The following is a 13,801-nucleotide window of genomic DNA, read 5'->3' as shown; positions in this document are numbered from 1 at the left end:
GTGAAACGATTTTGTCTTTTGTTGGGCAAATACTGTACTACAAAGGAGGGTGAATAAAATGATAAATTTCATCTGTTTTTGGATCGCAATATACGTACTTTATGTAAAATAATGTAAATGAATATGAAATAATGTTTGTTTTGATTGGGGAGACTTAGATTGTCCTTGATTATACATCCTCTTTTGGGGATAAAATATTTTGAGTAGCTTCTCGATTTACATGATTCTAATTGCTCATCAGAATGGGGTATTCTGTTCTATGTTTGGCATTCATTTATCACAGAAAAACATGATATTTTTGATTACTTTGAGTAGCTTTGCGAATAATATTTTGTGTTTAAATAAAACAAATTGAAGTGATTTCAATATGAAACTTAAAAAGTTAATTCCTGAATTAGTAGATAATATAATCTCCATGGGATATGATCAAGCCCCCAAAGAGATTGAGGGGCTTGCCATGTCGGTTATCAAGTCTGGAGCGGATGCTTTGATCCAAGCGGAATCTGAAGCAGGAAAGTCAACAGCGTTGGTAATGGGAGCGATTCAGCGACTAAAGAAACCTGTCGAGGAAGCACCTCGAGCTATCATTGTGGCAGCAACAAAAGAAAAAGCATTTGAGTTACAAGCATCTTTTTTGTCCCTATCAAAAAGAACTGGTCTTCGTGTTTTTACAGCATTTGATCAAGGAATACTTCAGTACCAGAAAGATATGGTCTATGAGGGGCTAGACCTGCTTATTGTGACTCCCAGACGTTTGATGGAATTAATCAGTTGTACAGGTATTCCTATGACTAAGATACAGACGATATACGTCGATGATTTTGATCAGATGGATAAATCGATTGAGATTCCTGTATTGTATCACCTTGAGGATATGTTAGAGAAAGTTCAATATATTGTTACTTATACAAATTGGCATGAATCTTTAGATATTTTTGAAGAGAGGGTGTTAAAGGGACCAAGAATGGTGACTATCTAAGAAATAAAGGAGGCTAATATAATTAGGCCTCCTCCTTAAACTATTTTTCTATTATTAAGATGGTGTTTTACATATCATTATGAGTCTCTTAATTTTTTTAGATCGTCAAAAGATTTTGTTTTTCTTTAATTCTTTAGGTAAGTTCATTCCCTAGGTAATCGACTTCTACTCCTAATTCTTCTAATATTTTGGTTGTCCCCATTTTATCAGAACATGCACGACAAGCCTTCACTTTGATACCTGATTTCAACATTCCTTTTATTGTCTTGTGTATTTCATCATTGTCCTTTATCAGTTCATTGGCTCTTCCCCAAATGATGATATTTACTTTGCTAAAGAATTTTCTACTGTTGGCAAAACCACTATACATAGAGATAAAGTTTATTGCAGTGTTTGCATTATCTGTGGTCCATAGAATGGTAAGCTCTTCTGTATTGTCTTTTGAGATCTTTTGTGTCTCAGAATTTTGCTCAGAACAGGATGTGTTCATGAGAAAAAGGGAGGATAGGAGGATAATGTAAATCTTAAGATGTTTCATATTGGTTTTAAATTAAAGAGTTTTCTATTTTCTATAAATTCTATTGATGATACAGGTAGACTCTTTATCGCTCTTTAACCACCACACATTGTGTATAGGTCTCTAGTCGAGTTAATCAGTAGAATTGGCATATGTTTTGATCTTTTGATATAGCTTTCGTGATAACCCGGAATGAATTTCGTGATAAAGTGGTTGTCTAGAGATAGTGCCATAATAATAAGTCCTGCATCATGTTTCTCAGCAGATCTAAAAGTATTTCTGTTCATTCTCCATGAAGAAGCTCCAAGATTTTCAATTTGGTGTTGAAATTGAAATTTATCAAATAAATTTTCGATAGAATAGAGATGTGTCTCAATTAGTTGCTTGTCGTCTTTGTCCTTATCATTTGCTTGCAGAATAGTAACGTTAGTATGATTGTATCTCGCAATATAGGAGGCCCAAAGAGCAGAATCTTTTGATCTTTTCACATATCCAATAGGGAAAACAATGTCAGTAAATATTTTTTTGAAATTGACTTTTTCGTCCGTAAAGAGGTAGGGGATGGTGGTATCTCCCAATGTTTTAAGTTTCTTGTGATCTCTTTTTTTATCAAAAATAAATAGGAGGAGATCAAGCTCTTCAATGGTATCGATAAGATTTTTATGAAATACTCCTTCTTTCACTTCGATGGTGATTCGTTGAATAGGATCCCTTTCAACGATTTTATTTGATTCGACTTCCATTGCTTTTTCTATATTACTATGTGTCGATTTATTGGTGGAGATATGATAAAAACATAGCTCTTTTTTCATTATTTCTGCAAGCAGGACGCCATGTTTAATTTGAGTTAAAGGTGCTTGTTCGCTCTCGAACCAAACACAAATTCTCTGTTCTTGATATCCCATATTTTTGAATTAGCGAGTTAAATGTATTAAATAAGTACCTGTCGATAGTTCCTTTTAATTGTTAAAACAAAAATAGCTAAAAAAAAATGTTTCCTAGTTTTGGCGTTTAAAAAGCAATCCATGGATTCATTGGATTGTATTTAGGCATTTGGTTTACGTTATAGTTATTTGCTTTCCAAATGATACCATTAAACGAGACCATGTCACCTTTGCTGTAATACCTATTTTGGCTCCATACGCTTATTTTCTTACGAGACTTCAATTTTTTTATTGTCGTAAAATACTCTTTAGGATAGTTATTTGCGATAGAAAGGGTATGGGTTGTGTTATCTCCTTTAAATATTCTATCGGCAATATAGAGAAACTGATATCCATCAGCAGAACTTCCTCCCCAAATATTCCATTTTAGTTTTCTCCAAAATTGTGCCATTTTACGATTGTTGAGGAAAGACTCTTTTCTTAGAAGATGCCAAACCATTAGTCCGTCTTTTGAGCCTCCGTATTGATTCTGTGCAATATGTTTTGATAGGTTTGCCACATCTTTTTTTCCGTATTTGTAAAATGGTCCCCATCCTTCAAGGGGAACATGTGTTCCTGCTGCTACAGAAAATCCATACTTTCCCCCGTAATATGCATAGGAGTCGTACAAGATCTCTCTGTTTTTAGCTACTCCAATATTATAACCTTGATATGCAATTATGTCAATAAGGTATCCGACTCTTTTGATCACGGGAATCATATGTCCGGTGGAACGAAATCCATACAGGGAGATGCTTTTATGCCTTTTATCTTCGGTGGTGTTTTTTCGAAGAAAGTAGTCTGATTCCTGTGTTCTTAGGTTACGTTTTTCATAAGCAAAAGGAGATGTCGGATCATTGTTTATTCTTCCCCCTAATGCTCCGACCCCAGAAGGAGCACAAGCTATGATATATTTTTTCTGTGGGAAATACTTTCGGCTTTTTCTTATTACCTCGATATAGTAGGATATATATTTTTTTTCGCCAACTCGGTAGAAACTTCCTTTTGGCTCAATATCCCAGTCGATCCCATCAAACCCCATATCATCCACAAAATTTTTTATTTCTCTCCAGTGAATCTTTTTAAGATTAAGATCATTGCAATATGTTCCACCACCAATTGAAAGAAGTACTTTTATCCCTTTGGCATGGAGTACTTTAATGGAGTTTTTCAGGATCGTTCCTGCCTGTTTGTGAGGGTAATGGAATTGTAAACCTGTGTGTTTTAAGGAGTAACTTTTCTTTTTATATCTCATTTCAGGCTTAGCAAATGCTATAAACAGGTGATTGATCCATCCAGGGACTTCGCGTAGTTTTGAATTCGGAGTTGGGGTTGATTCTAGCCATGATGGGAAATAGCCAATAATTAGGCGTTGGTCTGTCTTGCTGCTTTTTTTAAATCTTAAGTTCGACCATCTCCTTTTTACTTTTGGAACAGGATTTCGAAACTTGAAGTGATAGGGGGTATGTGTTGCTTTATTTGTATTAATTGAGTCAGATATAACACAAAGGTCTATTTTTTTTGATAAATTGAATGGCGTATTGGATTGAGGTATCATAGTATCTCCAGAATGCCTAAAGGTGACTATGATATCTTTTTTAAATAACTCTTTTTTAGCGTCCCAAACAATGTTATTGTCTTGAATGGTTGCATGATAGTCTCTGTTTAGGTGAGGGTTGTTCTTTTTTAGTATTGACGCGGTTGTTAAAACAGCATCCTTTTTTACATCTTGTATACAGGACTGTATTATAATTATTGTGAAACAATAGAGGATGTAGCGTAACGTTTTACTCAAGATAGACTGTTTTTTTAAGTGGTCGACAAATATAGACTATCTGATGATAAAGGATAGCCATACAGAATAAATTTTATATAGTTTTTTAAAACCTAATTAATTAGATGTTATGATTCGAAAAATAGCCCTATTGTGGTGTTTTTGCCTCGCATTCTATTTGCAATCCTACGCTAAAGAGGCTCGTTTGATGAGATTTCCTGATATTCACAACAGTCAAGTTGTATTTACTTATGCTGGTAATCTGTATACTGTGGATAAAGTCGGTGGGGTTGCAAGACAATTAACCTCTGATGTTGGTTATGAGATGTTTGCTCACTTTTCTCCTTCAGGAAAGCATATTGCTTTTACTGGACAATATGATGGGAATACGGAGGTGTATGTAATTTCTTCAGATGGAGGAGTTCCAAAACGGTTGACATTTACTCCTACATTGAAACGCGATGATGTTGGTGATAGAATGGGTCCAAATAATATTGTGATGGGATGGAGTAATGATGGCAATGAGGTGATTTTTAGATCTCGATGGAAAACGGGCGGCAGCTTTGTTGGACAATTATACCGAGTAAATATCGAGACTAAGGAGGTTCGCCAATTACCTTTAGAAGTGGCTGGTTTTTGCTCTTATAATGAGTCTGGTGATAAGCTAGCTATGAATAAAGTGTTTAGAGAGTTTCGTACTTGGAAATACTATAAAGGCGGAATGGCTGATGATATATGGATCTATGATACTAAGAAAGGTTCAGTGGAGCGTATTGTAGATAATATTAGTCAAGATGTTTTTCCTATGTGGATTGGAGATGATATATATTATGTGTCAGATCGAGATAGAACAGCAAATCTCTTCGTATATAATACCAAGACAAAACAGGAAAAGAAGGTGACCCATTTCAAAGACTATGATATTAAGTTTCCTGGCTTTGACAAGAGGCAGATTATCTTTTCACAAGGCGGTTTCTTGAAGATTTTTGATACAACCACTGGAAAATCCACAAAAGTGTCTGTAGAGATTAAAAATGATCAAGTTTACGCAAGAAGCAATTGGCATAACTACTCCAAAGAGGTGGAAGGGATTAGTTTGGCAAATGGTGGTAAGAGGTTGTTGATTGAAGCCAGAGGAGAACTTTTTTCTGTACCAACCAATGAAGGTGTAACCTATAATCTTACAAAAAATAGTAAAGCGAACGATCATACTGGTGCATGGTCTCCTCAAGGAGATGCATATGCTTATATCTCAGACAAAGATGGAGAGTTCCGCGTTTGGCTAAATAGGCTTGATGGAAACAAAGAGGTTTGTTTGACTCCTCGGATTAAGAGTTATTTGTATGGTGTACAGTGGTCTCCTGATGGAAAGAAATTGATCTTCCGAGATAAAAGTAATAACCTTTATTATATTGTTGTTGACACTAAAAAAGTAGTGAAACTTGCTCATTCAGATATCCGTGTGTATGGTCGCTGTTCTTGGTCGCCAGATAGCAAATGGATCACCTTTGTAGAGCCTCAAAAGAGTATGGATAAAATAGCTATTTATGGTCTATCGGATAAAAAGATTCACTATATAACAGATGGATGGAGTGATGTGGGGTCTCCATCATTTAGTAAAGATGGAAAGTATCTCTTTTTCTCTACTCGTCAAAGTTTTAATCCAACCTATAGTGAAACAGAGTGGAATCATGTCTATAATGATATGAATAACCTTTGTCTATTTATTTTAAATAATAATACTTCTTCACCATTTTCATTAGAGGATGATCCTATTGTTGATAAGAAAAGCACAGAAAAGAAGAAAGAGTCTGGTAAAGAGACGTTGCGAGTAACCATCGATTTTAGTAATCCTGCTGATCGTATGGTTTTTCTTCCTGTTCCTTCTGGTGCTTATTGGAATATCCTATCTGATGGAAATTTTGTATACTACAATAGATATACTCGTAGATCTGGTTCTAATGTTTACGCATTTGATTTTAAGAAGAAGAAAGAGACTAAGATTGGTAATTTCTCTTGGTCGGTAACAGATGATATGAAGAAATTTGTAATCTATAAACAGGGAAAGATAAAGGTTACTACCTCGATGAAATCTCCTGTTAAGATGGATAATGTGGTAGATTTGTCGCAGATGAATGGGGTTTTAGATCTACGTCAAGAGTGGAAACAAATTTACAATGAGTGTTGGAGACAGATGAGAGATTTCTTTTATGCAAAGAATATGCAAGGGGTTAATTGGAAGAATATTCATGATAAATATGCTGTTTTGCTTCCTTATGTGAGCCATCGCTCTGATCTGACCTATATCATTGGAGAGATGATTGGAGAGTTGAATATCGGTCATGCTTACTCTGCAAATGGCGAGCATCCTGAACCAAAAAGGGTTTATGGTGGATATTTAGGGGCTACCTTAACAAAGGTAGCTAATGGTTATTTTAAGATCTCGAACATATTAAAAGCTCCAACATGGGACCAGCATATACAATCTCCATTGACAGCGCCTGGTTTAAATGTAGTGGAGGGAGACTTTATTATACGCGTGAATGGGGTAGATGTTTCTCATCTGGGATCTGTTTATGAAGCATTGGTTGGAATGGCAGGTAAGACTGTTGCTCTTGATGTGAATTCCACTCCAAGTACTAAAGGTGCACGAACTATTATTGTAAAACCAATTGCAAGTGAAGATCCGTTATACTACTATAACTGGGTACAGTCGAATATTGATAAAGTATCTAAAGCAACTAATGGAAAGGTTGGGTATATTCATATTCCAGACATGGGGGTTCATGGATTAAATATGTTTGCACGTCTTTACTATTCACAACTCCAAAAAAAGGCATTGATTATTGATGATCGTTTTAATGGAGGTGGAAATGTTTCTCCTATGATCACAGAACGTTTGAAACGAACCCCAACATTTTATACAATGCACACGAATCAAAAAGAGGGAAGTGTGAGTCCTGTGGGAACGCATGTTGGACCTAAGGTGTTGTTGTGTAATGGATATTCTGCATCAGATGGTGATCTTTTCCCATATCGTTTTAGGAAGAATGGTTTGGGAACTATCATTGGAACTCGTACGTGGGGTGGTGTTGTTGGTTATTCTGGTTATATAAGGTGTGTGGATGGAGGTCATATCGTGACTCCTTCTTATGCTCCTTTTGCGGTGGATGGATCTGAATTTATTATTGAAGGTCGAGGAGTGACCCCCGATATTATTGTAGAGAATGATCCTCATCAACTTTATCTTGGGAATGATGCCCAGTTAAATAAAGCAATTGAGGTTATCACAAAACAATTACAAAGTGATCCTCCCAAACATCCTTCTATTCCTAAGTTTCCAAATAAAACAAAATAGAGAAAAAGGTCGTCCATCGAGGCGACCTTTTTATTGATGTGTCATGAATGATAATTACCTATACTGAGTTCATAGTGTAAATATGGCAGATGTATGGAGTGAAAGTTAATTACTATCAGGGAGATATTTAGGAAGGTTATTTAGTTTTCTAGACATCTGCCTGATAGTAATTTACTTTTGATGAGAATTGCTATGATAACGAGGTTTGTAAAGTATAGAATTATCTTTCCCTTTAACTATTTTAAGAATCTTGATATTTAGTTGTCTTTAGTCTCTTTCATACATCACCTCTTTTAATGCAAACGTCCCATTCAAAGCTGCGGGGAAACCGGCATAGACACTTATTATTAACATGATTTCAGCAATTTCTTCTTTTGTTATACCTATGTTTAGAGCAGTATGAATATGAACTTTCAGTTGAGGTTGTGCTGTTCCCATAGCTGCCAAAGCTGCAACAACGGACATCTCTTTTGCTCGCAAATGTAATGTTTTTCGATTGTATATATCTCCAAATGGATATTCAATAGTGTATTTGGCCAGATCGGGAGATATCTCTTTGAGGCTTTCTATTACTTGTATTCCTGCTTTTCCATCAATCTTTTTTATATTCGACCACCCTGTGTTGAAACGTTCAGTTTTGTTCATCTTTGATATTATTACGTGATAAATTTGATAGAACAAAAGTAGTGTAACTCATAGTGTTTGGAGTAGGACTTTTCTAGGTATTGATGGTACTTTTATTTCTAAATTGTTTGGGGCTTACTCCAACTTTCTGTTTAAATATCCGTGCAAAATAGGAGTTGTCTTCAAACCCTAATTGATAGGATATCTCTTTAATGGATCGTTGGGAGAAGTACAACAGTCGTTTAGCTTCTGTGATTTTTAACTCTAAGATATGTGATTTTGTACTTTTCCCCAATCTATTTTGGCATATCAATGAGAGTTGATCATTTGTGATCTTAAGTTTCTCTACCAATGTTTTTATTGGGATATTTTCTGAAATATTTTGATATATAAGTTCACTAAACTGAAGAATGATTTGACTCTCTTTTTCTAATAACTTGGGCGGTTTATGGTTGCGATGAATATGTGCGAAAAGGTAGTTTATTCCTATATTTATTAACTTTTCTCTCATATCGTCTTCAAGGGAATCGTCTGATAATAGTGTTGTAAAAGTGTTCAGAAGAAAGCGTTCTTCTGAAGGAAATATGTCGATATAGGATTGGCAAAAAAGAGAGAGGAATGCATGATCAATCATATGTTGCTCACAGACGATAATATGCCCTTTGGTGTCTTCGGAGTAGGACCAATTGTGTACTTGGTTGGGTTTGACTAAAAATAGTCGGTTGGGTCTGATTTGATATTCTTTAAAGTCAATTACATTGATTCCATATCCTTCAGTGAACCATACAAGTGAGTAGAAGTCGTGTCGATGTGGCCATTCTATATCAGGATCTTCTGTCTCTTGAAACGTTCCTATATATATGCTGTGGTTGTTACATGAAGAGATGATAATATCTTCTAAGGAATAGGTTTTCATAATGTCAGCAATTTGTTAGGATAAAGGACGATCTACATTTTTCGATTTCAAACAATGTAGATCGCTTATTTTTGTTGTTTTTTATTTGATTTGAAGAATGCAATCTGTTTTTTAACAATCATATCAAATGCATTTCCTCTGTATGCATCATAATGTCCTGCTTCTTCTATGATAAGAAGTTCTTTGGGTTCGATTGCTTTTTCATATAGATGATGGCTCTCCATTATGGGATTGACATCGTCATTTTCAGCACCTACAATTAGGATTGGTGCTTCTACTAAGGGTATGAATTTCTCTGCTTTGAGTCTAAATGTATTTTTCAACGTGCTAAATGGTATTTTAGATAATAGCGCAGGAAATGCTTCTGCATTTTCTTTCAAAAAAATTAATGATTGCTCGTCATGTAGCATCTTATTTAATGGCACCATCATTCCTTTGTTGTTTAATACTTCTCTACCCCAAAGTTTGCGTATCATTCCAAGTGTTGCTTCTTTCGTTGCTTCATCTCCTTGGGTAACCACCCTCTCTCCATTTCCGAAAGTCAGTTGAACACAGATGCTTGCATAGGTTGAATCCATTGCAGATGCAAGAATAGCATTGGCACCTCCTAGTGATGACCCCCAAAGAGAAAGATTGTTTGTGTCGACAAATGTTTGGTGTCGAAGATATTCTGATGCGTTATAGATGTCTTGTATTTGATTCAGAGGATCGATAACCGTTTCTCCCTCGCTCTCTCCAAAGCCTCTGTAATCGAAAGACATTGCAACGAAACCATGCTTAGCAAACTCTTTTGCATAATTGTCCACTAGAAGTTCTTTGATTCCAGCAAATCCATGACATAGAAGTATTGCTGAATAGGTATGGTGTTCATTAAAATTATCTGGTGTATATAGTAGTCCTGAAATTTTCGATTTTTCTGAATAAAATGATATGTTTTTCATGATGATATTATTAAATAGAATTTTTAAAAATAAGTATGTCATTTGCCTTTTTTAAGTACTCATGCAAAATTAATGGTATGTTCTAAACCAAATGCTCCTAGTGTTTCCAATAGACATTTTTTCAGAGAATTGTAGCTTTCATATGCTTTAAACTCAAGCCAAAAGTATTTGATGTGTTTCCAAAGTATTTCTATGATATTAAGTTCTGGAGAATATGGAGGAATAAAATAGATATAAAGATCTAAAGCATTCCATTCTTCTATTTTTGCTTTAAATTTTTTGGATCTATGAATAGGCGCATTATCAAGGACTAGTATTGTTTTCTTTGTTATCTGATTACATAACTTATCTATAAATGAGATCAAAATATCACTATTAATTGTTGTTTCATGTACTTCATAAAATATCTCATTTTTACGATTCATTGCTCCTATAACATTAAGAGCTTTACTTCTTGATGACGGAAGTAATATTTGACTCTTCTTGTCCTGTCATGCATATGGAACATAAGGAGTTAGACTAAAGTGACTTTCATCAACGAAATATAAATCTAAGTATCCTGAATCCTCACACTTACGTAATTCTGTTAGTTGATGTTGCTTTAGTTGGAAGTCTATATCATTCCGTTTTGTCTTGAGTGATCGCCGGACTCGCTTCCATACATACCCGATCTTTTTAAAAAACGTATTAAAGTCTCTTTTGAAATGGTAAGATTATAATGTTCTTTCAAATGATGAAGTATATAAGATAGATTACGATTATTTGTTTTTACTAAATCTTTGATTATATCATCGAATCCAGCTAATTTACACTTTGCTCCTCTTCCTTGTTTAATCCTAAGTGCATCAAAATTATATTCTAACCACTTGTCAAATAGACGTGATACTGTAATGACAGATATTCCCATTATCCTTGAAATATCAACCATAGAATAGTGACTATTGGACAGTAATAGGCAATGTGAACGCATTCTTTCCACCTTGTTGTCTGAATGTTCATATAGAGCAGTTAGTTTTAGAACTGCATCCTGTGTTAACTTTATATATCGCATGTCTCAAAGAAACAACATCTATTTTAATCATGAAAAAAAACTATCTGTAATTATGTGGACTTACTTATTACATCCAACTTCTACTTTATTGAGAAAAGAATTTTCTGTGATTTGCTCAAGATGGCAAATGTCGAAGAGGGGAAGAATAAAAAGCTATCACTACATGAAATGCCTGAGATATTTATATGTCAATAAATTTTTATCTTCTTTAATTGATTGTGACATGAAAATGTATCTCGTTTCTAATATTCTTGGTGAAATCGAATTATTTAAAAAAATGAAGCGTTAAGGAGAGTGAAATCGGATCGTTTAAATTTGTTTTGTTAGTAATGGAAAAAGTTAATCTTCTAGCCATCTATCTGATTATAAATAGTTCTTGGAGACAACCTTGTGTTTTATTAGTTTTTTCTCTGTAACATATCCAATAATAGCTCGTTATATTTTGATGTTTGTTTCTTAGTTTATAACTTTAGTTTAACTAGTTAACTTAAATAAAACATTAAGACTATGGAAATGACACTCTTTTGGATCGTACCTGTTGCGTCTATTCTTGCTCTCTCTTTTGCATATTTTTTCTATAAAAATATGGTGAAGCAGGATGAAGGTACTCCTGAAATGAAACGTATTGCAAAACACGTTAGAGATGGAGCTAAAGCTTATTTAAAGCAACAATATAAAGTGGTTGCTTGGGTGTTCTTGGCTCTGTGTATTTTATTTGCATGGATGGCCTATGGGCCTGGATTGCAAAATAAGTGGGTTTGGTTTGCATTCTTGACTGGAGGTTTTTTCTCAGGACTTGCTGGGTTTATAGGAATGCGTACTGCTACTATGGCTTCCGCAAGAACGGCGAATGCTGCTCGTGAGTCATTAAATTCTGGACTCAAAATTGCTTTCCGTTCTGGAGCGGTAATGGGGCTTGTGGTCGTTGGACTTGGCTTGCTAGATATTTCCGTTTGGTTTGTACTTCTTCAATATGCGTTTGATTCTCTACCTGTAGCCGAAAAAATGACTGTACTAACGACTACGATGTTGACTTTTGGTATGGGTGCTTCTACTCAGGCTCTTTTTGCACGTGTTGGCGGTGGTATTTTTACCAAAGCTGCGGATGTAGGTGCCGATTTAGTTGGAAAAGTGGAAGCAGGTATTCCTGAAGATGATCCACGTAATCCTGCTACAATTGCTGATAATGTAGGAGATAATGTAGGAGATGTTGCTGGTATGGGGGCCGATTTGTATGAATCCTATTGTGGTTCTATTTTGGCGACTGCTGCTCTTGGTGCCTCAGCTTATCATCTTTCTGAACAGGCTCAGTTTAACGCAGTAATTGCTCCTATGTTGATCGCGGCGGTGGGTATTATATTGTCTATTGTCGGGATCTTTTTGGTTCGAACCGATGAGAATGCTACCCAAAATCAATTGCTTCGTTCTTTAGGAAAAGGGGTTAATTTCAGCTCGGTGTTAATCGCTATTTTCTCCTTTGGTATCATATACCTTTTGGATATGAATTTATGGATTGGAGGATCGATTGTTGTGGGATTGATCGTTGGTTTGATTATCGGTAAAAGTACTGAATATTATACTTCACAAGCTTATCGACCAACCCAAAAAATAGCAGAGAGTGCTGAGACAGGCCCTGCGACGGTTGTGATCTCAGGTATTGGTACTGGAATGATCTCTACTGCAATCCCCGTGATGGCAATCGTTGTTGGAATTATGTTGTCGTTCTTATTTGCATCTCATTTTAGTTTTGATAATATTGGCCTTGGTCTTTATGGAATTGGCATTGCAGCGGTTGGAATGCTCTCCACTTTGGGGATTACGTTGGCGACCGATGCTTATGGCCCGATAGCGGATAATGCTGGAGGAAATGCTGAAATGAGTCGTCTTGGAGAAGAGGTTCGAAAAAGAACGGATGCACTTGATTCTTTAGGAAATACTACTGCTGCAACAGGTAAAGGGTTTGCTATTGGTTCTGCTGCTTTAACAGGTTTAGCTCTTTTGGCTTCTTATATTGAAGAGCTTAAGGTCGGGTTATTGCGTTTAGGAAATGAAGTGTTGGTTGTAGATGGGGTAGATATACCTCTTCATAAAGCAAATTTTGTGGATTTTATGCACTATTATGAAGTGAACTTAATGAATCCCAAGGTGCTTGTTGGACTTTTTATTGGTAGTATGATGGCTTTCTTATTTTGTGGATTGACAATGAATGCTGTGGGTCGTGCTGCACAAAAAATGGTTGAGGAGGTACGTAGACAATTTAAGACTTTTCCTGGTATATTAAAAGGAGAACAGGAGCCGGATTATGCTAGGTGTGTAGAGATCTCTACCAAAGGAGCACAGGTTGAGATGATCTGGCCATCTATATTGGCAATAATAGTTCCGATACTTGTTGGTCTTGTATTAGGTGTTTCTGGAGTAATGGGGTTGCTTGTTGGAGGATTGGCAAGTGGTTTCGTCCTAGCAGTGTTTATGGCAAATGCTGGCGGTGCTTGGGATAATGCTAAGAAATATGTAGAAGAAGGTAATCTAGGTGGAAAAGGAAGTGATGTTCATAAAGCAACAGTTATCGGAGATACTGTTGGTGATCCTTTTAAAGATACTTCTGGTCCTAGCTTAAATATTTTAATTAAATTGATGAGTATGGTATCTATTGTAATGGCTGGAGTGACTGTTGCGTTCCATCTTTTATAGTTGATTCTTTATGTATTGTTTTCACTT

General features: G+C 35.6%; 11 protein-coding genes. 3 read left to right on the top strand and 8 right to left on the bottom strand.

The window, feature by feature from the left end; genetic code table 11:
• Window positions 1-367 precede the first annotated feature (367 nt).
• On the top strand, window positions 368-979 hold the full coding sequence (locus K4L44_11345) for a DEAD/DEAH box helicase (protein QZE13182.1): 612 nt from the start codon (window positions 368-370) through the stop codon (window positions 977-979).
• A gap of 133 nt (window positions 980-1,112) precedes the next feature.
• Here the strand turns inward: K4L44_11345 and K4L44_11340 are convergent, their stop codons facing one another.
• The 3 genes from K4L44_11340 to K4L44_11330 all read right to left on the bottom strand — a co-directional run bounded on the left by K4L44_11340 (window position 1,113) and on the right by K4L44_11330 (window position 4,214).
• Window positions 1,113-1,517 carry a hypothetical protein gene (locus K4L44_11340; protein QZE13181.1) on the bottom strand — a complete coding sequence of 135 codons (405 nt, stop codon included), beginning with the start codon at window positions 1,515-1,517 and terminating at the stop codon, window positions 1,113-1,115.
• Between the two features lie 74 nt (window positions 1,518-1,591).
• Entirely contained in the window at window positions 1,592-2,401 is an 810-nt protein-coding gene (locus K4L44_11335; GenBank protein ID QZE13180.1) for a hypothetical protein, read from the bottom strand.
• 106 nt (window positions 2,402-2,507) lie between these two features.
• Window positions 2,508-4,214, bottom strand: coding sequence for a glycoside hydrolase family 18 protein (locus tag K4L44_11330; GenBank protein QZE13179.1), 1,707 nt, complete (start codon window positions 4,212-4,214; stop codon window positions 2,508-2,510).
• 109 nt (window positions 4,215-4,323) lie between these two features.
• Between K4L44_11330 and K4L44_11325 the strand changes: the two genes are divergently transcribed.
• Complete coding sequence (locus K4L44_11325; protein QZE13178.1) at window positions 4,324-7,551, top strand: PDZ domain-containing protein; 3,228 nt, start codon at window positions 4,324-4,326, stop codon at window positions 7,549-7,551.
• Between the two features lie 267 nt (window positions 7,552-7,818).
• On the opposite strand, the gene K4L44_11320 is transcribed toward K4L44_11325, so the two are convergent.
• The 5 genes from K4L44_11320 to K4L44_11300 all read right to left on the bottom strand — a co-directional run bounded on the left by K4L44_11320 (window position 7,819) and on the right by K4L44_11300 (window position 11,083).
• Entirely contained in the window at window positions 7,819-8,196 is a 378-nt protein-coding gene (locus K4L44_11320; protein ID QZE13177.1) for a carboxymuconolactone decarboxylase family protein, read from the bottom strand.
• 73 nt (window positions 8,197-8,269) lie between these two features.
• On the bottom strand, window positions 8,270-9,091 hold the full coding sequence (locus K4L44_11315; GenBank protein QZE13176.1) for an AraC family transcriptional regulator: 822 nt from the start codon (window positions 9,089-9,091) through the stop codon (window positions 8,270-8,272).
• 65 nt (window positions 9,092-9,156) lie between these two features.
• The gene (locus K4L44_11310) at window positions 9,157-10,032 is read right to left on the bottom strand and encodes an alpha/beta fold hydrolase (protein QZE13175.1); all 876 of its coding nucleotides are present in this window, start codon (window positions 10,030-10,032) and stop codon (window positions 9,157-9,159) included.
• A gap of 59 nt (window positions 10,033-10,091) precedes the next feature.
• A complete protein-coding gene (locus tag K4L44_11305; GenBank protein QZE15998.1) occupies window positions 10,092-10,505 on the bottom strand; it encodes an IS630 family transposase in 414 nt (137 codons plus the stop codon).
• A gap of 140 nt (window positions 10,506-10,645) precedes the next feature.
• Window positions 10,646-11,083 carry a hypothetical protein gene (locus tag K4L44_11300; protein ID QZE13174.1) on the bottom strand — a complete coding sequence of 146 codons (438 nt, stop codon included), beginning with the start codon at window positions 11,081-11,083 and terminating at the stop codon, window positions 10,646-10,648.
• Window positions 11,084-11,590: 507 nt separating this feature from the next.
• Here K4L44_11300 and K4L44_11295 point away from each other — a divergent pair.
• A complete protein-coding gene (locus K4L44_11295; protein QZE13173.1) occupies window positions 11,591-13,774 on the top strand; it encodes a sodium-translocating pyrophosphatase in 2,184 nt (727 codons plus the stop codon).
• The last annotated feature ends 27 nt before the right edge of the window (window positions 13,775-13,801 follow it).

It is taken from the genome of Prolixibacteraceae bacterium, from assembly GCA_019720755.1.
Taxonomy (GTDB): Bacteria; Bacteroidota; Bacteroidia; order Bacteroidales; family Prolixibacteraceae; genus Halosquirtibacter; species Halosquirtibacter laminarini.
This window is presented reverse-complemented; position numbering and strand designations above follow the sequence as displayed.